This window comes from Aurantimonas marina (assembly GCF_017183135.1).
Classification (GTDB): Bacteria; Pseudomonadota; Alphaproteobacteria; order Rhizobiales; family Rhizobiaceae; genus Aurantimonas; species Aurantimonas marina.
This window is the reverse complement of sequence record NZ_JADDXW010000020.1, coordinates 33,245-55,454: the sequence shown is the minus strand read 5'-3', so window position 1 is coordinate 55,454 and position 22,210 is coordinate 33,245. Positions and strand designations below refer to the sequence as shown.

Annotated in this window: 22 protein-coding genes; 19 read left to right on the top strand and 3 right to left on the bottom strand. The window is 65.9% G+C overall.

Going from position 1 to position 22,210, the window contains the following annotated elements:
• The first annotated feature begins 336 nt into the window (after positions 1-336).
• The gene (locus ING15_RS17490) at positions 337-1,044 is read left to right on the top strand and encodes a Crp/Fnr family transcriptional regulator (RefSeq protein WP_206456130.1); all 708 of its coding nucleotides are present in this window, start codon (positions 337-339) and stop codon (positions 1,042-1,044) included.
• Positions 1,041-1,610, top strand: a complete 570-nt coding sequence (locus tag ING15_RS17485; protein WP_206456129.1) for a DUF4202 domain-containing protein — start codon at positions 1,041-1,043, stop codon at positions 1,608-1,610. Before ING15_RS17490 ends, ING15_RS17485 begins: the two co-directional genes overlap by 4 nt.
• Before the next feature lie 74 nt (positions 1,611-1,684).
• Here the strand turns inward: ING15_RS17485 and ING15_RS17480 are convergent, their stop codons facing one another.
• Positions 1,685-2,617 carry an FAD:protein FMN transferase gene (locus ING15_RS17480; protein ID WP_206456128.1) on the bottom strand — a complete coding sequence of 311 codons (933 nt, stop codon included), beginning with the start codon at positions 2,615-2,617 and terminating at the stop codon, positions 1,685-1,687.
• The gene (locus tag ING15_RS17475) at positions 2,614-4,680 is read right to left on the bottom strand and encodes a 4Fe-4S binding protein (RefSeq protein ID WP_206456127.1); all 2,067 of its coding nucleotides are present in this window, start codon (positions 4,678-4,680) and stop codon (positions 2,614-2,616) included. The genes ING15_RS17480 and ING15_RS17475 overlap by 4 nt, the downstream gene beginning before the upstream one ends.
• 133 nt (positions 4,681-4,813) lie before the next feature.
• Here ING15_RS17475 and ING15_RS17470 point away from each other — a divergent pair, with 133 nt between their 5' ends.
• From ING15_RS17470 to ING15_RS17390, 17 genes are all read left to right on the top strand, one after another.
• Complete coding sequence (locus tag ING15_RS17470) at positions 4,814-6,568, top strand: nitrite reductase (protein ID WP_269812759.1); 1,755 nt, start codon at positions 4,814-4,816, stop codon at positions 6,566-6,568.
• A 58-nt stretch (positions 6,569-6,626) separates the two neighbouring features.
• A complete protein-coding gene (gene cobA / locus ING15_RS17465; protein ID WP_206456126.1) occupies positions 6,627-7,415 on the top strand; it encodes a uroporphyrinogen-III C-methyltransferase in 789 nt (262 codons plus the stop codon).
• Entirely contained in the window at positions 7,393-7,722 is a 330-nt protein-coding gene (locus tag ING15_RS17460; protein ID WP_206456125.1) for a c-type cytochrome, read from the top strand. The genes cobA and ING15_RS17460 overlap by 23 nt, the downstream gene beginning before the upstream one ends.
• A complete protein-coding gene (locus ING15_RS17455) occupies positions 7,719-8,879 on the top strand; it encodes a cytochrome D1 domain-containing protein (protein WP_269812758.1) in 1,161 nt (386 codons plus the stop codon). The genes ING15_RS17460 and ING15_RS17455 overlap by 4 nt, the downstream gene beginning before the upstream one ends.
• Positions 8,880-8,882: 3 nt before the next feature.
• Positions 8,883-9,875, top strand: coding sequence for a siroheme decarboxylase subunit beta (ahbB, locus tag ING15_RS17450; RefSeq protein ID WP_206456124.1), 993 nt, complete (start codon positions 8,883-8,885; stop codon positions 9,873-9,875).
• Positions 9,872-10,336, top strand: a complete 465-nt coding sequence (locus ING15_RS17445; protein ID WP_206456123.1) for an Lrp/AsnC family transcriptional regulator — start codon at positions 9,872-9,874, stop codon at positions 10,334-10,336. The genes ahbB (ING15_RS17450) and ING15_RS17445 overlap by 4 nt, the downstream gene beginning before the upstream one ends.
• Positions 10,333-10,824 carry a siroheme decarboxylase subunit beta gene (gene ahbB / locus ING15_RS17440; protein ID WP_206456122.1) on the top strand — a complete coding sequence of 164 codons (492 nt, stop codon included), beginning with the start codon at positions 10,333-10,335 and terminating at the stop codon, positions 10,822-10,824. The genes ING15_RS17445 and ahbB (ING15_RS17440) overlap by 4 nt, the downstream gene beginning before the upstream one ends.
• Complete coding sequence (nirJ, locus tag ING15_RS17435; RefSeq protein ID WP_206456121.1) at positions 10,824-12,032, top strand: heme d1 biosynthesis radical SAM protein NirJ; 1,209 nt, start codon at positions 10,824-10,826, stop codon at positions 12,030-12,032. Before ahbB (ING15_RS17440) ends, nirJ begins: the two co-directional genes overlap by 1 nt.
• Complete coding sequence (locus ING15_RS17430) at positions 12,007-13,557, top strand: cytochrome D1 domain-containing protein (protein ID WP_206456120.1); 1,551 nt, start codon at positions 12,007-12,009, stop codon at positions 13,555-13,557. The genes nirJ and ING15_RS17430 overlap by 26 nt, the downstream gene beginning before the upstream one ends.
• Positions 13,541-14,272: a sirohydrochlorin chelatase gene (locus ING15_RS17425; RefSeq protein WP_206456119.1), complete on the top strand. Its 732-nt coding sequence runs from the start codon at positions 13,541-13,543 to the stop codon at positions 14,270-14,272. The genes ING15_RS17430 and ING15_RS17425 overlap by 17 nt, the downstream gene beginning before the upstream one ends.
• 309 nt (positions 14,273-14,581) lie before the next feature.
• The gene (locus tag ING15_RS17420) at positions 14,582-15,115 is read left to right on the top strand and encodes a cupredoxin domain-containing protein (protein WP_206456118.1); all 534 of its coding nucleotides are present in this window, start codon (positions 14,582-14,584) and stop codon (positions 15,113-15,115) included.
• An 11-nt stretch (positions 15,116-15,126) separates the two neighbouring features.
• Positions 15,127-16,860, top strand: a complete 1,734-nt coding sequence (locus ING15_RS17415) for a cbb3-type cytochrome c oxidase subunit I (RefSeq protein ID WP_206456117.1) — start codon at positions 15,127-15,129, stop codon at positions 16,858-16,860.
• 10 nt (positions 16,861-16,870) lie between these two features.
• Positions 16,871-17,740: a heme o synthase gene (cyoE, locus tag ING15_RS17410; protein WP_206456116.1), complete on the top strand. Its 870-nt coding sequence runs from the start codon at positions 16,871-16,873 to the stop codon at positions 17,738-17,740.
• Positions 17,728-18,552 carry an SCO family protein gene (locus tag ING15_RS17405; RefSeq protein ID WP_206456115.1) on the top strand — a complete coding sequence of 275 codons (825 nt, stop codon included), beginning with the start codon at positions 17,728-17,730 and terminating at the stop codon, positions 18,550-18,552. The genes cyoE and ING15_RS17405 overlap by 13 nt, the downstream gene beginning before the upstream one ends.
• On the top strand, positions 18,549-20,120 hold the full coding sequence (locus ING15_RS17400; RefSeq protein ID WP_206456114.1) for a cytochrome b N-terminal domain-containing protein: 1,572 nt from the start codon (positions 18,549-18,551) through the stop codon (positions 20,118-20,120). The genes ING15_RS17405 and ING15_RS17400 overlap by 4 nt, the downstream gene beginning before the upstream one ends.
• On the top strand, positions 20,117-20,614 hold the full coding sequence (locus tag ING15_RS17395) for a hypothetical protein (protein ID WP_206456113.1): 498 nt from the start codon (positions 20,117-20,119) through the stop codon (positions 20,612-20,614). The genes ING15_RS17400 and ING15_RS17395 overlap by 4 nt, the downstream gene beginning before the upstream one ends.
• Positions 20,615-20,635: 21 nt before the next feature.
• On the top strand, positions 20,636-21,031 hold the full coding sequence (locus ING15_RS17390; RefSeq protein ID WP_206456112.1) for a bacteriohemerythrin: 396 nt from the start codon (positions 20,636-20,638) through the stop codon (positions 21,029-21,031).
• Positions 21,032-21,204: 173 nt separating this feature from the next.
• Here the strand turns inward: ING15_RS17390 and doeB are convergent, their stop codons facing one another.
• Positions 21,205-22,209, bottom strand: a complete 1,005-nt coding sequence (gene doeB / locus ING15_RS17385) for a N(2)-acetyl-L-2,4-diaminobutanoate deacetylase DoeB (RefSeq protein ID WP_206456111.1) — start codon at positions 22,207-22,209, stop codon at positions 21,205-21,207.
• Between the last annotated feature and the right edge of the window lies 1 nt (position 22,210).

The following is a 22,210-nucleotide window of genomic DNA, read 5'->3' as shown; positions in this document are numbered from 1 at the left end:
GCCGAAGACGGCCCAGGCCATGGTCAGGACGATGCCGACCTTGCTGGGGTCGTCGTAATACCGGGACAGACGCCCTGCATCCGGCTCCGGGCTGTCGTGGTGGGCGAGGAGGAGCAGGATCATGGCCGCGGCCGCGGCCAGCACGAGGGCGCCATGGATGCCGAGCGGATCGGCGCGACCTGGGGCGCTGTATCGCTTTTCGTCATCGCAGGCTCGACGCTATGCAGCTATTTTCAGCACGGGGACCGGTTCCGGGTTCCTCCGCATTGATCCCGGAGCGGCATCGGGTGTTAGGTTTGGGCGTTCGTTGACCCCAAATCATAATCGGAGAAACCCATGCAGCGGGAAGGCGACTGGAAGATCGCAAAGGGGTCCATCCTCCTGGCCAGCCTACCCGAGGATGTCGCCGAGATGATCCTGGCGCGGTCCGACGTCCGGAAGTTTGGCCGATCGGCGACGATCTTCCTGCAGGGCGATACCGCCAACAGCGTCTATATCGTGCTGGAAGGATGGGTGAAGCTGTTCCGGATCGCGCATAACGGGGCGGAGGCGGTGGTCGGAACCTTCACCAAGGGCCGAAGCTTCGGCGAGGCGGTGGCGTTTCGCGGCGACGTTTATCCGGTCGCCGCCGAGGCGGTCACCGATTGCCGGCTGATGCAGGTGCCTGCGGCAGTGGTGCTGCAGATGATGAAGTCGCAGCCGGAGCTTTGCATCTCGATGCTGGCGGCGACCTTCAAGCACCTCCACGCGTTGGTTGAACAGGTGGAGCAACTGAAGGCCCAGACCGGTGCGCAACGGCTGGCCGAATTCCTGCTCGACCTCTGCCCCGTCGCCGAAGGCGCATGCACCGTGACCTTGCCCTATGACAAGGTGCTGATCGCGGGGCGGCTGGGCATGAAGCCGGAAAGCCTGTCCCGCGCCTTTGCGCGACTGAAGCAGAACGGCGTGGCGATCAGCCACAATCACGCCGCCATCGCGGATGTCGGACGGTTGCGCTCCTATGTCGAAGAGGACCGTGCCGATGCGTGGAGCAAGGCCCAATGAGCGGACGGCTCGAGACGGTGATCGCGGCGATCGACAGCGCCAACGCCGCCGATCCGGCGCTGGAAGCGGAGACGCGGGAACCGGCGGCGCTGGTCTATGGCCGGCGGATGTCAGGGGAGCTCGATCGAATCTGTCCGGGTGCGTCCGAGCATCTGCGGATCGCGGCGCGCGGCCAGCACATCGAGCGCTGGAAGCTGCCGCGACGTGCGTACCCAGACGGCCGCGAGGGTTATCACGCCTGGCGGAGGGCACAGGCGCTGGCGCATGGCGCGCGGGTGGCGGAATTGATGATCGCGGCGGGCTATTGCGAGGCCGACGGCGCGCGCGTGGCGCAGATGCTGCGCAAGGAGGCGATCAAGCGCGACCCGGAGGTGCAGATGTTGGAGGACGTGATCTGCCTGGTGTTCCTGCGTTGGTATTTCGCGGATTTCGCCGCCAGCCACGACCACGAAAAAATCTTCGGCATCGTCGCCAAGACCGCCCGCAAGATGTCGGCAGAGGGCCGCGCACGCGTCGCCGCCGAATTCGACCTGCCGCCGGAGCTTGCGCCCGCGCTGGCGGTCTGAGAAACTGGCGGGTGGCGGCGTTCAGGTCGATGACCGCCCCGTCATCGTTCGCGCGCCTGTCGATGATCACAGCGTCAAAGGATTGCTTCGAGCGATACGTTCGGATGGACCTGCAGGACCGTTTCGATCGCATGGCGGGGCATCAGGCAAAAGGCGGTCGAAAGGCCGTCGGCCAGCGCCGCGCTGTCTGCCGCCACGGATACCAGCCGCCAGCGGGCTTCGGCGCGCCCCGTCCGCGGGTCGAGGATGTGACCGACGCGGCCGGCCTTGTCCAATTGCGTGCCGAGCGGCGCCGACGTCGCCAGCGCGCGATCGCCGAGCGGGACTTCGCCGACGATCCCGCCGTCCGGCGTCGCGATCGCGGCGCGCCAAGGCATTCGATCGGGGCGGCGGCCGAGAGCGGCGATCTCGCCCATGTCGATCAGAACGTCCGTCAGTCCGCGCGCGCGAACCAGCGCCGTCACCCGGTCGGCGATGTATCCTTGCGCGATGCCGTTGAGCGTCAACGCCATGCCGTCGCGCTCGAAGCCGACCGCGTCCGGGCTGTGACGCAGCTGCATCCAACCCGTCCGTCTCATGGCCTCGGCAATCTCGTCGGCTTCGAGGCGCCGTTCTTCCTGCGCGGCCAGAGCGTGCAATTGCCATAGGGGCTGGATCGTTGGATCGAACGCGCCGCCGGTCACCTCTTGGAGCGAATCCGACAGAGCGAGGAGCTCGACCAGCTCGGCGGGCGGGGTACCCAGCCTTCCTTCAAGGTTCAGGCGTGCCAACGCGGAACCGGCGCGATACAGGCTGAAAATTTCCTCGAGCCGGTCGATCTCGGCCTGTGTGGCGGCAAATATCTCGTCGGCGGTGTCACCCCCTATTCCGACCAGCGTCATGGAGGCCTCGGCGCCCAGTGCCGCGCCTCGCCAGCGTGTCACCGGCGCCTCGGCTAGAGCCTGGCGGGGCAGGGCGGCGGCGGCGCAGATCGTCATGAAGCGGCGCCGGGTCAGGCAAGATCTCACGGTGTGTTCTCCCGCGCGGTCGGGGCCGTCGGACGGGCGCGTCGCTTCAGCACCAGGCAGGTTTTCGGATCGTGGTAGATCGTCTGGCAATGCAGGCAAAGCACGCATTCATTGGGATTGATCCGCCCGATCGGATCGATGGCGCCGACCATGCATCTGGTTTCGCAAAGCCGGCATTCGCGTCCGCATTGGGGACGGCGATTCAGCCAATCGAACAGCTTGAGCTTGGCTGGGATCGCCAGCGCCGCGCCGAGGGGGCAGAGGTAGCGGCAGTAGAACCGCTCGATGAACAGTCCCGCGACGAGAAGCGCCACGGCGAAAAGAACGAAGGGCCAGGCCCGCATGAAATGCATCGACATGGCCGTCTTGAAGGGCTCGATCTCGGCCAGCACCAGCGCCTGATCCATCGAGTAGAACGACAGGCCGAGGATCGCGACGAAGGCGGTGTACTTGATGGCCCAGAGGCGCTCGTGAACCACGAACGGCACCGAGATTTGCGGAACGTGGAGGCGCCTGGCGATCCCGTTCGTCAGCTCCTGCAGCGCGCCGAAGGGGCAGAGCCAACCGCAGAATACGCCGCGTCCCCAGAACAGGAGCCCGAGGGCGACGAAGCCCCAGAGCATGAAGATCACCGGCTCGATCAGGAACGTCTCCCAGCGAAAGCCGGTCAGCAGCGACTGCAGGAACGCAACCACCTGAACGACGGACAATTGCCCGCCGGCGATCCAGCCCAGCCAAACCAACGTCACCGTCAGGAATGTGATCCGACCCCAGCGCCAGAGGGCGGGACGGCGCACGAACGCCTCCTGCAGGAAAAGGATCACCGCAAGGGTGGTCAGCATCAGGCCGACGCCGACGATCTCGAACCGCTTGCGCTGCCAGGCCGAAACCCACAGCGGCTCGGTTTCCGGCTCCACCTCCGGCGGCAGAAGAAACCGGTCGGGCAAGGTATAATCAACCGGTATGCGCATCGAGACAGGTTCGCCACCGGTGTCGCGGTTCGCCGTCACCTCGACCCGGAACGATAGGGCCGGATCGAAGCGGTCGGCGGGTAGCCGGAAGAGGCTCATTTCCTTGAAGTCCGGTGCGCCGGCGGCCGCGAGGCGGTCGATCCTGAGATAGTCCCCGCTGTCGAAGGTGATGGTTTCCTCATCCTGGGTCACCGCGATCCGGTCGAAATCACCGGTGCGACGCCAGTCCGTGCCCCGATGCGAGTGCAGGCCGCGCGATGCGACAAACAACGCCGTCTCGCCGGGGCCCAATACCGCCATGGCCCGTGTGAAAAGCGCTTGGCCGAGGAGGTTTCGCCCGATCGTCGGCGGGTCGAGAATCCCGACCCAGAGATCGAGGAACGGCGCCCCGCCCGGCGGTGGCGGAATCTTGGCGGCGCTCAGCGCCACGCGCGCCTGATCGAGACTGACGGTAGTGCGCGCGAGCGCCCCTTCAGCCAGCAGCGCGTCCCAGGACATCGGTCTGAAGCCGATCTGGTCGATCGCCGTGCCCCGCCCTCGCGCCAAGGCAAGCGTGCGGGCGGTCCGCAAAATGGCGTCGCGGATCACGCCGGTCGACACGGTCGCGCGCGAGATCACATCAGGAAGGTCGGGGCGGTCGGCGAAGTCGATGGTCGGCGGGCGGGTCAGATCGACCCCGGCGAAGCCGTCGACATAGTCGGCGATGTCCGATTCAGAAATTCCGAGAGTCAGGACCGGCTCGCTTTGGCGGATGAGCTGGGCACCCGCGATCCGGCCGTCGCGCGTCACGGCGACGAGGATATCGATCGGGCGTCCCGAATAGCCGACGGATTCCGCGATTTCCCAGGTCGAGGCGATATGGCCGATCGGGCCGTCCGGTGCCGTGACCGACCAACTCGGCACCGCCCCTTCCTGCCGCGTTACGCGGAGAGTTCCCTCAACACCGAACAGACGCGCGGCCAGGGCCAGGTCGGGCGCGACCGCCACGTGCTCGCTTCTGACTTGCAGCAGGCCATCGCCCTGCGCGCCGTCTCCCAGATCCGTGGAGACGAAGGCCATGACGAATATGATCAAGGCCTGCCTCAGCCGCATTACGGAACGTCCTTTCGCTCTTCATCACGATGATGCCGCTTCCCCTTCGGCACCTTGATCAAAGTCAAGGCGTAAACCGGGCGAGCGGGCGCATCCTTCCCTCGGAACCTGCAAGCGCCACGGAGGACATCCCATGAAAACCATTCGCGATATGCGGAGCCTGAGGCTCCTAGCCAGCATCGCCTTACCGCTCGCGCTGGCGGCGACGGGCGCGGCCGCACAGGAGAAGCCGAAGGGGCATGGGGACGATCCGGCCGCGGCCTATTCGCCCAGCATGACGACGCTCGGCGAGCTCAATGTCGAGGTGCCGGGCCGCAAGCCCGAGGACCCCGTGATCACGCCCGAGGAGTTCCAGGACGCCAACACGCTCTATTTCGAGCGCTGCGCTGGTTGCCACGGGGTCCTGCGCAAGGGCGCGACCGGCAAGGCGCTGACCCCCGACATCACCCGCGAGAACGGCTACGAGTATCTGCGCGATTTCATCACCTATGGCTCCCCTGCGGGCATGCCGAACTGGGGGACCAGCGGCGATCTGAGCGACGAGCAGATCGATGTGATGGCCCGCTACCTGCTGATCGAGCCGCCGGCACCGCCGGAGTTCGGCATGCCGGAGATGCTCAAGACCTGGAAGGTTCTGGTCGCGCCGGCGGACCGGCCGACGGAGAAGATGAACGATATCGACATCGACAATCTGTTTTCCGTGACCCTGCGCGACACCGGCCAGGTCGCGCTGATCGACGGCGCGACCTACGAGATTCATACGGTGATCGACACCGGCTACGCGGTGCATATCAGCCGCATCTCGGCGTCGGGCCGCTATCTCTACGTCATCGGCCGTGATGCCAAGGTCAACATGATCGACCTGTGGATGGAAACGCCGGCGACGGTGGCCGAGATCAAGATCGGTGCCGAGGCGCGCTCGGTCGAGACCTCGAAGATGGAGGGCTGGGAAGACAAATACGCGATCGCGGGCGCTTACTGGCCGCCGCAATACGTCATCATGGACGGCGACACGCTGGAGCCGAAGAAGATCGTCTCGACGCGGGGCATGATCTACGACAGCCAGGAATATCACCCCGAGCCACGCGTGGCGGCGATCGTCGCGTCGCATTTCCGCCCCGAGTTCATCGTGAACGTCAAGGAGACCGGCAAGATCCTGCTGGTCGACTACTCCGATATCGAGAACCTCAAGGTCACCGAGATCGAGGCCGAGCGGTTTCTGCATGATGGCGGATTCGACTCCACCAAGCGCTATTTCCTGACCGCCGCGAATGCGCGGGGCAAGGTCGCGGTGATCGACACCAAGGAAGGCGAACTGACGGCGTTGCTGGAGACTGGCGGCGAGACGCCCCATCCCGGCCGTGGCGCCAATTTGAACCATCCCGTCTACGGGCCGGTCTGGGCGACGTCGCATCTGGGCGACGAGACCATCGCGCTGATCGGAACCGACCCAGAAGGACATCCCGACAACGCCTGGAAAGTGGTGCAGCAGCTCGAGGGACTGGGCGGCGGTTCGCTGTTCGTGAAGTCACACCCGACCTCGAACCATCTGTATGTCGACGCGCCGCTGAATCCCGACGCTGAGGTGACCGCCTCGATCGCGGTCTTCAAGGTCGACGAACTCGACAAGGAAGAGCCCGAATACACGGTTCTGCCGATCGTCGAATGGGCGGGAATCGCGGAAGGCCAACCCCGGGTCGTTCAGGGTGAGTTCAATCAGGCGGGTGACGAGATCTGGTTCTCGGTCTGGAACGCCAAGGATCTGGTCTCGGCCATCGTCATCGTCGACGACAAGACGCTGGAACTCAAGCATGTGATCAAGGACGAGCGCCTGGTCACGCCGACCGGCAAGTTCAACGTCTTTAACACGCGCCAGGACGTCTACTGACGCGCGCCCCGGGGCGGCGGCACACGCTGCCCCGACTCGATCAGTCGGGGAGAAAGCTATGAAGACGCGTGGTCGGGTGTTTCTGGTCGGGGCGGGTCCGGGCGATCCGGAGCTTTTGACGTTGAAAGCGGCGCGCGTTCTGGAACTGGCGCATGTCGTGGTCCATGACCGTCTGGTGTCGCCCGAGGTGCTGGCGCTGGCGCCGTCGACGGCGCGGCTTGTGCCGGTCGGCAAGGCGCCGACCTCTCATCCGGTTCCGCAGGAGCGGATCAACGAAATCCTCGTCGAGCTGGCACTCGAAGGGCAGACGGTGGTGCGATTGAAGGGCGGCGACCCTTTCATCTTCGGTCGCGGTTCGGAAGAGGCCGAAGCCTTGCGGGCCGCGGGTGTTCCGGTTGAAATCGTCCCCGGCATCACGGCGGCGCAGGGGGCGGCCTCCGTCACCGGTGTGCCGCTGACTCATCGCGGGCTGGCGACGGGCGTGCGCTACGTGACCGGACACTGCCGGAGCGACAGGCCGCTCGACCTTGAACGGCCGGGATTGGCGGACACCCAGACCACGCTGGTCGTCTATATGGGGGCCGCCAATATCGCGGAGATTTCCGAACGGCTGATCGCACACGACATGCCCGCGGCGACGCCCGTGCTGGTGATCGCCAATGCGACGACGCCGCGCGAGCGGCGGCTGACCTCCCATCTGGAGCGGATCGCGAGCGACATGGCTGAGGCGCGTCTCACCGGCCCGGTGCTGTTCCTGATCGGCGATGTCGTCTCGCTTTACCGCTCGTCACCCGCCGAATTGTTCACGCATCTGGCCGCCGTTCATGCGCCGTTGGCTCATGCGTGAGGTTCTGGTGGCCCTTTGGCTCGTTGTCGGGGCGTCGGCGTTGGCGCAGGAGCTGCCGCCGGGCCGGGCAGCTGAACTTGAGCGTCTGGTGCTGCAGGATTGCGGCTCATGCCACGGAATGACGCTGAAAGGCGGGCTGGGGCCGGATATCCGCGCCGAGACGCTGGCCGGGACGGAGCCCGACGGGCTTGTCGCCATCATTCTCGATGGCGTCCCGGGAACCGCGATGCCGCCTTGGCGCCCGCTCCTCAGCGATGAAGAGGCGGCCTGGATCGCCGACTATCTCTTGGACGGAGGCAATGAATGAGCCGTGGCTTTTCCCTTGGTCTAACCATGCTGGTGTTCGCGGTTTTCCTCGGCGTCGCCCAGGCGCAGGAGCCCCGTGCCACCGGCGATCTGGGCGTGGTGGTGGAACGGGCCACCGGCTCGCTGCTGATCATCGACCAGTCCGAGCACGCCGCCATCGGGCGGGTCGAGGGCCTGGGCGATCTGTCCCATGCCTCGGTGGTGTTCTCGGCGGACGAGCGTTTCGCCTTCGTCTTCGGACGCGACGGCGGACTGACCAAGGTCGATCTGCTGACCCAGTCGATCGCCGGCCGCATCGTGCAATCGGGCAACGCTATCGGCGGTGCGATCTCCGACGACGGGCAACTCGTCGCAGTCTCGAATTACGAGCCGGGCGGCGTGCGCGTCTTCGATGCCGAAACGCTGGAGAGCGTCGCCGACATCCCGACCGGGTCGAAGACCATCGGTCTGGTCGACGCGCCGGGGCGGCGTTTCGTCTTCACCCTTTGGGACGCGGGGGAGACGTGGATCGCGGACTTTTCCGGCGAGGAGCCGGCGATCACCCGGATCGGCGGGATCGGCCGAAACCCCTATGATGCGCTGATCACCGGCGACGGGCGGCGCTACATCGCGGGGTTGTTCGGCGAGGACGGGCTGACGGCGCTCGATCTGTGGCAGGAGCCGCCGGTTCCGCGGCGGATTCTGTCGGGCTACGGCAAGGGCGAGGAAGCACTGCCGGTCTACAAGATGCCTCATCTGGAAGGCTGGGCGCTGGCGGGCGACCGTTTTGTCCTGCCCGCCGTCGGGCGGCACGAGGTGCTCTGGGTGGACGCGCGAACGCTGGCTGAGGTGGGGCGCACAGCCACCCACGGCCAGCCCGTCTTCGCCGTCGCCCGCCCGGACGGGCGCCAGGTTTGGGTCAATTTCGCTCACCCTTTGAACGACACGATCGAGGTGATCGATACGCTTTCGGGCGAGGTGATCCATACGCTGACGCCGGGACCCGCCGTGCTGCACCTGGAATTCACCGCCCGCGGCCACGAGGTCTGGGTTTCGGTCCGCGATGCCGGGCGCATCGACATCTATGATGCGCGCAGTTTCGAGAAGCTTGGCGAGATCGCGGCGGAGAGCCCGTCGGGGATATTCTTTACCGCGCGCGCCCACCGGACGGGGCTGTGAGCGATGAGTTTGACCATCGACACCATCGATCGCGTGCTGCTCGATAACTGGCAGCGGGATTTTCCGCTGGTGCCGCGACCCTTTGCCGCCATCGCCGAGCGGATGGACCTTTGTCAGGAGGACGTTCTCGGCCGGCTCGCCGAATTGATGGCGATTGGCGCCGTCAGCCGCGTCGGCGCCACTTGCCGGCCTGGGACCGCGGGCGCGAGCACGCTGGCCGCCGTCGCGGCTCCCGAATGGCGGATCGACGAGATCGCCGCCCTCATCGGCGGCGAGCCGGGCGTGAACCACTCCTATCTGCGCGAGAACCGCTGGAACATCTGGTTCGTGGTGACCGGTCCCGACAGGGCGCATATCGACGCGACGCTTGGCCGGATACGCGCCTTCACGAAACTGGAGGTGCTCGATCTTCCGCTGGTGCGCGCGTTCAACGTCGATCTTGGCTTCGCGCTCGACGGCACCGGTCGGGTGCCGCCGGCGCGGGAACATGTCGACGCGGGCGTACTGGAGCCGGGGGACCGACCGATCATACAGGCACTCTCGACCGGGCTGGCGCTGGTGCCCCGTCCTTTCGCCGAATTGGGCCGCGCGCTCGGCCGGTCCGAGGCGGACGTGCTGGAACGGGTCAAGGCGCTTGCCGCAGCAGGTATCCTGTCGCGGATCGGTGTCATCGTGCGTCATCGCGCGCTTGGCTGGCGGTCCAACGCCATGGTTGTCTGGGAAACCAACGAGGCCGATACGGGCCGCGTCGGCCCGGCGCTCACCGCCGTGCCTGGCGTCACGCTCTGCTATCAACGACGCCCGGCCCCCGGTGCCTGGCCCTATACGCTCTACTGCATGATCCATGCCCGCAGCCGCGGCGAGGCGATGGCGGTGCTCGAGCGCGCCAGCCGCGAAGTCGGACTTCAGGATACGCCGCATCGGGTGCTGTTCAGCATTCGCTGCTTCAAGCAGACGGGAGCGTTGGTGGCGGCCACGGAAGGAGCAGCGGCATGAGTCATCCCGCGCCTGGACTCGATGCGACCGACCGGCTGATCGTCAACGCCCTGCAGGAAGGATTTCCGCTCACACCGCGTCCCTATGCGGAGGCGGCGACGCGGCTCGGCCTGAGCGAGGGCGAGTTGATTTCACGGCTGGGCCGCATGCGCGAAACCGGTGTGATTACGCGCTTCGGCCCGTTCTACGACGCGGCCGCGCTCGGAGGGGCCTTTTGCCTGTGCGCGATGGATGTCCCGGCCGGGCGTTTCGAGGCCGTGGCGGCTGCGGTCAACGCCCATCCGGAGGTCGCGCATAATTACCAACGCGAGCATCGTCTCAACATGTGGTTCGTGTTGGCGACCGAAATGGCGGAGGCAGTCGAGGCCGTTGCCGATGAAATCGAGGCGGAGACGGGGCTTGCCGTGCTGCGGTTTCCGAAGCTGCAGGAATTCTTCATCGGTTTCAGGGTGGCGGCATGAGCATCGACGCGATCGACCGGGGGATCATCGAGGCTACTCAGGCGGGGCTTCCGCTGACGCCCGCGCCCTATGCGGCGATCGCGGCGGAGTTGGGACTGGGCGAAGCCGAGGTGATCGAACGCATGGCGGTCATGCGGGAACGCGGCGTGATCCGCCGCATCGGGGCGGCGCCCAATCATTACGCGCTCGGCATGGTCGCCAACGGCATGACGGTCTGGGACGTGGAGGACAGCGCGGCGGCGCGGCTTGGCGCCGAGGTGGGTGCGCTCGACTTTGTCTCGCACTGCTATCTGCGGCCCCGCGCGCGACCCGTCTGGCCCTTCAATCTCTTCGCCATGGTGCATGGCAGCGACCGCGACGAAGTCGAGGCAAAGCGCGAGCGCATCGCGGCATTGCTTGGTCCCGCCCGCCGCAGCGGCGACATCCTCTATTCGACGCGCATCCTGAAGAAAACCGGTCTGCGGCTCGGCCGCAAAGGAGGGCGCTGATGTTCCGCCTCTCGCATTACATGCGTCAACTGGTCGACCCGGCCCCGGTGTGCGCGCGCCGGGGGCCGGTCAAGCCGGTGGTGATCTGGAACCTGACCCGGCGCTGCAACCTGCGCTGCCGCCACTGCTACACCAGTTCCGCGGATGTGGCGTTTCCCGGAGAGCTGTCCCATGACCAGGCGATGGGCGTGCTGGAGGATCTCGGCGATTTCGGTATCCCCGCGCTGATCCTTTCCGGCGGTGAACCGCTGGCCCGCCGCGACGTCTTCGAGATTGCCGAGCGGGCGCGGCAGATGAAGATGTATCTCGCGCTCTCGACCAATGGCACCGCCATCGTCGGCGCGGCGGCCGACCGCGTGGCCGAAATCGGCTTCGACTATGTCGGCATCAGCCTCGACGGGATCGGCGAGACCAACGACTGGTTCCGGGGCAAGGTCGGCGCCTTCGACGAGGCGCTGGCGGGTGTGCGGGCCTGCAAGGAGCGCGGTATCAAGGTCGGCCTGCGCTTCACCATCACCGAGGACAACGCCCATCAGCTATCCGAGATTCTGGCGCTGGCCGATGCGGAAGGGGTGGACAAGTTCTATTTGTCGCATCTGGTCTATGCCGGACGCGGCGACAAGCACCGCTGCGAGGACGCCGGCTGGTCGCGGTCGCGTCACGCGATGGAGCTTCTGATCGACCGCGCCTGGGTCGCGGCGGCCGAAGGCATGCCACTGGAGATCGTCACCGGCAACAACGACGCCGACGCGGTGTGCTTTCTACGCTGGGCCGAACGCCTTTTCCCGGCCGAGCGGGTCGCGCATCTGCGCGCACATCTGGAGGCCTGGGGCGGCAATTCCTCCGGTCTGGGCGTGGCCAATATCGACCCGCAGGGCAATGTGCATCCCGACACCTATTGGTCGGACTACACCATTGGCAGCGTCAAGGAGCACCGCTTCTCCGAGCTGTGGACCGGTGACGACCCGATGCTGGCGCAGCTGCGCCGCCGTCCGCGCCCGCTGAAGGGCCGTTGCGGAGCTTGCACCTATCAGAGCGTGTGCGGCGGCAATACCCGAATCCGCGCGCTCCAGCTCACGGGTGATCCCTGGGCCGAGGATCCGGCCTGCTACATGAGCGACGCCGAGATCGGGGTCAAAGCGGCCGGGCGCCTGACTGTCACGCCGTTTCGGGGAAAGAGCCATGATCCGGTTCATCGTTTTCACTAGCCTGTTGCTGGTGGTCTTCGCCGGCGCGGCAGAGGGCGAGCCACGGGCGCTCTATTCACGGTATTGCGCCGAATGCCACGGCGCCGACCGACTCGGCGGCACCGGCCCGGCGCTGATCCCGGAGACACTGGAGCGGATGCGGGGCCCAAAACTTGGCGCGGTGATCGCCGAAGGCCGCGCGTCGACGCAGATGCCCGGCTTCGCCGCTTCCCTGAACCCCGAGGAGATCGCGGCCCTTGGCGATTACCTGATCGCGTCGCTGGCAAAAATACCGGACTGGGGTCCGGAGCAGATCGAACGAACCCGGACGCTCGACCCGGACTATGTGCCCGTCACGGCCCCGGCCTTCGATGCCGATCCGCTGAACCTGTTCCTCGTCGTCGAAACCGGCGATCATCACGTCAGTGTCCTGGACGGGGACAGCTTTACGGTGCTGGATCGTTTCCCGACGCCCTTCGCCGTGCATGGCGGGCCGAAATTCACGCCCGACGGACGGTTCGTCTTCATCATGTCGCGCGACGGCTGGGTGCAGAAATACGATCTGTGGAGCCTTGCCGAGATCGGCCGTATCCGCGCCGGGCTGAACAGCCGCAACATCGCGATCTCCAAGGACGGCAAGCATCTGGCGGTGGCGAACTATCTGCCGCGCACCTTGACCATCCTTGCGACCGCCGATCTGTCGGTGGAGAAGGTCTTCGATGTGGTGGACAAGGACGGCACGCCCTCGCGCGTGTCTGCCGTCTATCAGGCGCCGCAGCGTGACAGTTTCATCCTGGCGCTCAAGGACGCGCCGGAAATTTGGGAAATCGCGACCGATCCCGATGCCGCGCCGGTCTATGAGGGCTATGTCCACAGTTACGAGAAGGGGATGGTCGAGGCGGTCGCGGGGTCAAAGGGGCTGTTCGCTCTGCGCCGGATTGCGGTGACGAGCCCGCTCGACGACTTCTTCTTCACGCCGGATTACCGCCACCTGATTGGCGCGGCGCGCGACGGCGAACGCGGCGTGGTCGTGAACCTGACCGTCGGTCGTGAGATCGCGGAGCTGCCGCTGCCCGGCCTGCCGCATCTCGGCTCGGGCATCTCCTGGATCAGGGACGGCCGGCGGGTGATGGCGACGCCGCACCTGAAGGAGGCGCGGCTCTCGGTCATCGACATCGAGACCTGGCAGGTGGTCGAAACGATCGAGACCCTCGGTCCCGGCTTCTTCCTGCGCAGTCACGAAAACAGCCGCTATGTCTGGGCCGACGTGTTCTTCGGCCCGAACCGGGACGCGATGCATGTGATCGACAAGCAGACGCTGGAGATCGTCGAGACCCTGCGCCCGGTTCCCGGCGCCACCGTCGCCCATGTCGAGTTCGACCGGGGGGGCAAGCACGCGCTGGTCAGCGTCTGGGAGGATGACGGTGCGGTCATCGTCTACGACGCGAAGACGCTTGAGGAAGTCACCCGGTTGCCGATGAGAAAGCCCTCGGGGAAGTATAATGTCTGGAACAAGATCAGCTTTTCGGATGGCACCAGCCACTGAGCCGCGCGCCGCGCTCATCGTCTCGCACGGTTCCCCCTCGGCGCCCGAGCGGCCGGAGGCGGAGCTTACCGCGCTGGCCGATCGTGTGGCGGCGAGGCTCCCCGGCTGGGCCATTCGCGGGGCGACGCTAGCCGGTCGAGACACGCTGAAAGCGGCGCTCGATACGCTCGGAAACCGGCAAGTGTCGATCTATCCGCTGTTCATGTCGGACGGCTGGTTCGTCAGCCGCGAATTGCCGCGACGGATCGGCGAGCTCCGCGACGGCTCCTTCTCGATGTTGTCGCCGCTGGGACTCGATCCGGCCCTGCACGCGCTCTGCCTCGATTGCGTACGCCGCGCTGCGTCGGAGCGAGATTTATCGCTGGAGGAGACCACGATCCTTCTCGCCGCGCATGGATCGCCGTCGGATCCCCGGCCACGCGAAGCCGCCGAGAAGGCCGCGCGCTTCATCGCCGCCGCCGGGCTGTTTCGCGAAATTCGCGTCGGCTTCGTGGACGAGGCTCCGTATCTGGCCGAGGCGGCTTGGCTCGGCGGCCCGGCCTTGTGCCTGCCGTTCTTTGCCGGGCGGGCGGGGCATGTCGATGTCGACTTGCCCCGGGCTCTCGCCGAGGTGGCCTTTCCCGGCCCGATACTCGATCCCGTGGGAACGCGGTCGGAGATCGCGCCGATCGTCGCGGTCGCGCTGTCGATGCATGCCGGGAAAGTCGCGGCTTGAGCGGCGGAATAACGTTCGGCAACTCGCGCAGGCGCTCTTTGCAGCGAATTTTCGATACTTGACTTTGGTCAAGCCGCGCCGGCCGGGCGTGAGTATTCTTGAAAGGTCTCGTGAACCTCCGGAAGGGAAGGGACCATCATGGCCGATGAACAGGACACTCCGCGACCGGAGCGAATCCCTTTCATGCAGCGACTGCTCGACAATCCGTTCCTGCTGCTGGTGTTCGGGATCACGATTCCGACGGTTCTCTACCTGATCTGGGGCGTGATGGAGATCGCCTCGATTCCACTCGCTCAATAGGACCCCGAGATGGCCATCACCCCTCCCCAGAACCGGATTTGGTGGAACGAGCCGATCCACAAGATCGAGCTGAGCTGGATCGTCATCGCCTTCCTCTGGGGCCTGTTCATGTTCTTCTTCATGATCGCCTGGCACTTCATCGGCGAGCAGAATCTGTCGACAGAGACCTACCGGATCAACCCCGACAAATATGTCGAGAAGGTCGAGGCGTTCGCTGAGCAATGGCAGGTCGGCGAGGAGGAGGGCGTACCGGTGGTCCGCCCGCCCGCCGGCGAGGATGTCTTCCTTCTCGCCCGGCTGTGGGAGTGGTGGCCGATCCTCGAGCTGAAGAAGGATCAGAGCTATCGTATCCATATGAGTTCGGCCGACTGGCAGCACGGATTCTCGCTGCAGCCCACCAACATCAACATCCAGGTCCATCCCGGATACGAGCATGTCATCAACCTGACCCCGACTGAGTCCGGGGAATTCAGCATCGTCTGCAACGAATATTGCGGCATCGGCCATCATCAGATGACCGGCCGGATTCGCGTGACTGAATAAAGGAGAGCGCCATGACCACGATCGATGCAGGCATCGCGCCTGGTGCTTTCTCCGAGGCGGTCTTCCGCAAATGCGGCTACACGGGGCTGAAGGTCGACATCGCCGCCCAGCGGCTGATCAAGGCCAATGCGGTGGCAGCCGTCGTCTTTCTGCTGCTCGGCGGGCTGATGGGGGTGGCGGTCGCGCTGACCCGCTGGCCGGCTGTGCATCTTCTGCCGGCCGAGTGGTTCTATCTGGTCCTGACCGGCCACGGCGCCAATGTGCTCTTGTTCTGGATCATCTTCTTTGAGATCGCGATCCTCTATTTCGCCTCGGCGATCCTTTTGAACTCCCGCATCGCGGCGCCGAAATTCGCATGGCTCGGCTTCGTACTGATGCTCGTCGGCGCATTGATGGCGAATTACGCGGTGCTGCGCGGCGACTCGTCGGTGATGTTCACGTCCTATCCACCAATGATGGCGTCGTCCTGGTTCTATCTGTCGCTCATCCTGTTCGCCGTCGGCGCCCTGATCGGCGTCGCCGTCTTCTTCGGAACCCTGGTCATCGCCCGCGCCGAGCGCACCTATGAGGGGTCGATCCCGCTGGTCACCTTCGGCGCGCTGACGGCGGCTATCATCGCGGTGTTCACCATCGCGTCCGGCGCGATCATCCTGATCCCGACCTGGCTCTGGTCGCTCGGGCTGATCTCGAACATCGATCCGCTGATGTACAAGGTCGTCTGGTGGGGGATGGGCCATTCCTCGCAGCAGATGAACGTTTCAGCCCATGTCTCGGTCTGGTATCTGATCGCGGCGCTGGTGGTGGGGGCTAAGCCCTTGTCGGAGAAGGTCAGCCGGACCGCCTTTTTGATGTACATCCTGTTCCTGCAGCTCGCCTCGGCGCACCATCTGCTCGCCGAGCCCGGCATGAGCGCCGAGTGGAAGATCATCAACACCTCCTACATGATGTATCTGGCCGTCATGGGCTCGATGATCCACGGCATGACCGTGCCCGGCTCGATCGAGGCGGCGCAGCGGCGCAACGGCTTCCGGAAGGGCTGGTTCGAGTGGCTGCAGAAGGCGCCCTGGGGCAACCCGGCCTTTTCGGGAATGTTCCTCAGCCTCGTCATGTTCGGCTTCATCGGTGGCATCTCCGGCGTCGTGCTCGGCACCGAGCAGCTCAACGTGCTGATGCACAACACCATCTACGTTCCCGGCCATTTCCATGGCACAGTCGTCGCCGGCACCACGCTCGCCTTCATGGCGGTCACCTATCTGGTGCTGCCGCTGATCTTCCAGCGCGAGGTCATCTGGCCGAAGCTGGCTAAGTGGCAGCCCTATCTCTTTGGCATCGGGGCCGCGGGGATCTCGCTGTTCATGATGGGAGCGGGTACGCTCGGCGTCGCACGTCGGCATTGGGACATCACCCTGACCGATGCGGTGCATGCCTTCGAGTATGCGCCCGGCGCCTTCCTGATGATGGGGTTGAACGGTATCTTCGCGCTGATCGCTGGGCTGGGTGGCGCGCTCTATATCCTGATCACGGTCGGCACCGTGCTGTTCGGCAAGAAGCTCGACACCGCCGGAGGGCAGCCGATGCACTTCCCGCTGCATGCACAGGGACCGTATGCGGCATCGCACTACGGTAGCGAGGGGACGGTGAAGCTGCCGGGCACGATCGTGCTGGTGACGATCTTCTTTGTCTCCTTCGTGCTCTATTACTTCGTGAACTGGAAGTATCTGTCCGATCTCTGGCTGTTCCGGTGAGGGCGAAGCGATGCTGGCCGCGCTCCGCATAACCGGTTCGATCCTGAAGCTGAGGATAGGCTTCGCCGTCGCGTTGGCGGCGCTGGCCGGGATGCTGGCCAGCGAGGGCGCGCTCTCGCCGCTCCAGGCCGGCGTCTTCCTGCTCGCGGTCCTCGGCGCCAGCGGCGCGGCCGGCGCCTTCAACCATTACTGGGAGCGCGAGAGCGACCGGGACATGCGGCGGACCCATGCCCGGCCCTTCGCCAGCGGCCGCCTGAAGCCCGGTCCGGTCTGGCCCGTGACCTTCGCCGGGCTGCTGCTCGCCTCGCTGGTCATGGCCTGGTCGGTCGGAGGTTCATTGGCGGCGTTCTGGCTGTTTCTCGGCGCCATCACCTATGGCTGGGTCTATACCGTATGGCTGAAGCGGCGGAGCGTGTGGAACATCGTGGTGGGCGGCGCGTCCGGCAGTTTCGCGATCCTCGCTGGCGCCGCGGCGGTCGGCGGCGAAATGCAGGCGACACCGGTGATCCTCGCCCTCGTCATGTTCTTCTGGACGCCGCCGCACTTCTGGTCGCTGGCGGCGGCGAAGGGCGACGATTACCGGCGGAGCGGCGTGCCGATGCTGCCGGTGATCGTGTCCGAAGAGGTATGGGCGCCGATCATCCTCGGCCATGCGGCCGTGTTGCTGGTGCTCTCCCTCTTACCGCTCGCCACCGGCATGGGCCCGGTCTATGGCGTCTTCGCGCTCGGTGGCGGCGGACTGTTCCTGTGGCGCTCGGTCCAGCTCCTGGCGGCGCCGTCGCGGCAGACTGCGATGGCCAATTTTCGCGCTTCGCTCGTGCAATTCGCGCTGCTTGTCACGGGCGTCTATCTCGACGCCGCGGTCCGATGGGCGATCTGATCCGCGGCCTGATCGCGACAGCGCTCCTCCTCGCCGCCCTCTTGCCGTTGCGGGTGCAGGGCGCCGAGAGCTTCGACCCGGCCGAAATGGTGGCCGCGAGCGAGGCCGCGGTAGGCGGGCTCGTCGGTGACTATACGCTGGTCGACCGTCATGGCGCGCCGCTCCCGCTGGCCGAGCTTCGCGGCCGGCCGCTGGTGGTCAGCATCGTCTATACGAGTTGCGCGTCGGTCTGTCCGCCGACGACGCAGCGGGTGATCGAGGCGGTGGAGGAAGCGCGCGAGGTCTTCGGCGCGGGGCAATTCTCGGTGCTGACACTCGGCTTCGACGCCCGTAACGACACGCCGTCCCGGCTCGACGCCTTCGCCAAAACGCAGCGTATTCCCGAGGCGGACTGGCGGATCGCCAGCGCCGACGCGGCGACGCTGCGGCGGCTTCTCGCCGATGTCGGTTTCAGCTATCGCGCCGCCGCCGGCGGCTTCGAGCATATCACCCAGACGACGCTCCTCGACGCTGAAGGCCGCGTCTACCGCCAGATCTACGGTGACGACTTCCCGATCCAGGTCTTTCTCGAGCCGATGAAGGAACTGGTCTGGGGCATCCGGCTCAAGGATCTGAGCCCGCAGTCCCTGATCGATCGCATCGGCTTCATCTGTACGACCTACAACCCGGCGACCGGCGTCTATGAATTCGACTATGCGATCGGCTTCGGCATCGTGCTCGGCGGGCTCTCGCTGATCCTGACGGGGATCGTTATCCTGCGGCTCTGGCTCGGCAACCGGCGCTTGGCCGGTCGGGGACGGAGCCGCGCATGAGCGCGTTCGGGACGGTTCTTTGCCGCGGCTTCGACCGGGTCGAACGGGCGCTCGACGCCGTCTTCGGGCCGGAATGGAATCCGATGGCCCAGCTTGGTACGCTCGGCTGGTTCCTGTTCTGGATCGTCACGGCCACCGGGGTCTATCTCTTCATCTTCTTCGATACCGGCGTGGTGAATGCCTATACGTCGATCGAGTGGCTGACCAACGACCACTGGTTCCACGCCGGCATCGCGCGGAGTTTTCACCGCTACGCGTCCGACCTGATGATCGCGGTCATGCTGGTCCATCTGGTGCGCGAGTTCGCCAGGGGGCGCCATCGCGGCGCGCGGTGGTTCTCCTGGATCACCGGTGTCCCACTGATCTGGCTGGTCTATATCTGCGGCATCACCGGCTATTGGCTGGTCTGGGATCGTCTGGCGCAATATGTCGCCATCGCCAGCACCGAGTTGCTCGACTGGCTGCCCATCTTCGGCGAGCCGGTGGCACGGAATTTTCTCACGCCCGACGCTTTGAGCGGGCGATTTTTCACTCTCCTGGTGTTCCTCCACATCGCAGTGCCACTGATCCTGTTGCTGGTGATGTGGATTCATATCCAGCGGATCACCAATGCCCGGACCGCGCCGTCGCGGGAACTTGGCGGCATGGTTCTGGCGGGCCTTTTGATCGCCTCGCTGCTGTTGCCGGCCCGCTCGCAAGCAGCGGCCGACCTGGCGAAGGTGCCGGCGCAGGTCGGGATCGACTGGTTCGTCCTACCGCTCTATCCGGTGATGGATCTGGTGCCGGCGGGCGTGATCTGGGCCGGGGTGGTGCTCTTTACCGTCGGAATCACGGCCCTGCCGTGGCTGCCGCCCAAGCCTCGACCAGCGCCGGTCGAGGTGTTCCTCGACCATTGCAACGGCTGCAACCGCTGCGTCGAGGACTGCCCCTATGGCGCGGTCACACTGGTGCCGCGCACCGATGGCGCACCGTTTCCCCACCAGGCCGAAGTCGACCCCGATCGTTGCGTCGCCTGCGGCATCTGCATGGGTTCATGCCCGTCTTCGACGCCGTTCCGCCGCTCCATCGATCTGGTGACCGGGATCGACCTGCCTGACCTCTCCCTGAAGATGGTGCGCGAGCAGGTAATCGAGGCCGCCGAGACGCTGGAAGGGGCGGGACGGGTGCTGACGCTGGCCTGCGCCCATGGCGCGGCGGGAAGGGATATGCCGGGACGCGTGGTGCTGCCCTGTGTTGCTATGACCGCGCCATCGCTGATCGACTTCATCCTGTCGCGCGATCTGGCCGATGGCGTGGCGATCGCCGGTTGCGCCGAGCGGGAATGCCAGCACCGGTTCGGCATCGAATGGACCGAGCAGCGTATCGCGGCGACCCGCGATCCCTATCTGCGCGCCCGGGTGCCGCGCGCCCGGCTGGCGACGATCTGGGCAGGGCCGACGGAAACGGCGCGGCTTGCGCGCGAACTGGGAGCCTTCCAGGAGCGTCTCGCCGCGCTGCCAGCCGATGTTCGTCCGTCGGCGGGAGCGACGCGGCAGTCCGCCCAGTCGATCGAGGAGGTCGAGCCATGAGCCGGGTCCGCCGCCTGATCCTCGGTACCGCCGTGACGACGCTGGTCGCCACCGGCGCGGCGTTTTTTTCCGCCGCGCCGTCATGGCGGAGCCTGCCGGAGGGGATGGGGCTGGTGAAGCTCAGCTTCACCCATGGCGGCGCGCGCAACTGCCGACAGCTCGACGCAGAGGAACTGGCGAGATTGCCGGCGAATATGCGCAAGCGGGAGATCTGCGATCGCGAGCGCGCGGCACTTCGGCTCGAACTCGACATCGATGGTGAGCCGGCGCTTCGCGCCGAACTGCCGCCGAGCGGCCTGGCCGGCGACGGCCCGGCTCGTGTGTACAAGCGTTTCCCGCTCGGCGCGGGCGACCATGAAATCGCCGTCCGCCTGGCCGACACTGGGCGCGCCGAGGGCTTCGACTACGAGGCCGCGCGCCGCATTACCCTTACGGCGGAGCAAAATCTCGCCATCGACTTTCGCGCCGAGCAGGGCGGCTTTGTCTTCAACTGATTTTTTGTGAGAGGAGCACCGATGCCCCGGATGGAATGGAAAGACAGCTATAGCGTCGGCGTTCCGGCCGTCGATCACGAGCACAAGGAACTGATCGATCTCGTCAACCGGCTGGGCGACGCGCTGGCGAACGGGGGCGATGCGGACGCGGCCTTCGGCGATCTCTTGCGCGGGATATCGGCGCATTTCGCGCTGGAGGAGAAGTTCATGCGCGAAGAGGACTATGACCAACTGACCGAGCACAAGGCGGATCACGAGCGGCTCCTCGATGAACTGCGGGATATCATGAGCGATTATGAAACCGGCACCGGGCCGCAGGCCGACCGGCTGGTCGCGGCACTGGACCCGTGGTTCACCGAGCACTTCAAGACGCATGACGCCCGGCTCCATTCCCGCCTCGGCCAGCATCCGCATTGACGGCTGGGTCGCAGGAGCGCGCACGTCTCATCGGTTGGTCCAAGGCGAGACGCGCCAATTCTGCAATCGCCGCTGGCTGCAAACCTGCAACAGCTTGGCCTGAATCTCGACGCCCGTTGCAATGGAGCATCTGCGAGCTCACGGATGAAGTAAGGCTTCGCCTCACCGGGACCTCAAATCGTTCCGAGAACGGCGATGCAGTCGCCGGCCCGGACGAGGCCGGGAAAGTGCCGGGCCGCCAGGATACCGTCCATCTTGGCGGTAAATTCGAAGGGAGCCGAACCGGTACGGTCGATCGGCCAAGCACGACCGATCGGCTGACCCTTGACCACCGGGTCGCCAAGATCGACGAGCGGCTCCATCATGCCGTCGAGTTCGGAGAAGGTGAAGCAGTCGGCAGACGGCATGTCGAGCCAGCGACTGTCGTAATGCTCGACCGCGCCCTTCAGGATGCCGGCGTGGCGCAGCAAATTGGCGGTGCCGCGTTTGGCGATCGCTGCGGTCCGCGCGGTTGCGGTGCCCCCACCACCGAGTTCGGTGGTGACGAACACCTTGCCCATCGCTTCCGCGGTCGTATCCAACATGCCGACCGCGTCGATCTCCAGCATTTTCACCGACCACGGCGCGCCAAAGGCGGCGACGGCGGCGAAGCAGGCCGCCTCCTGCCGTTTGTCCTCCAGTATATGTGCGGCCGCGAAGGGCAGGAAGTCGAGCGTGCGGCCGCCGGAGTGGAAGTCGAGCACGACGTCGGCGAGCGGTAAGAGATGGCGGGTGACGTAGTCGGCGATCTTTTCCGTCGGATTGCCGTAGGGCGCGCCGGGAAAGCTGCGGTTGAGATTGCCCTTGTCGATCGGCGAGGTGCGGGTGCCGGCGCGGAACGCCGGGTAGTTGAGCGCCGGCAAGATGATGACACGGCCGGTGAGCGCATCGACGGACAGCTGGCGGGCGAGGTCGAACAGAGCGATCGGACCCTCATATTCGTCGCCGTGGTTACCGCCGGTCAACAGCGCCGTCGGTCCGGCGCCGTTTTTGGCGACGGTCATCGGGATCAGGACAGAGCCCCAGGCGGAATCGTCGCGGCTGTAGGGCAGACGCAGGAAGCCGTGCTGGATGCCGTCAGCCTCGAAGTCCACCGTGGCGACGATCGGCGAAGGGGTTAGCGGGTCGCTCATCAACATT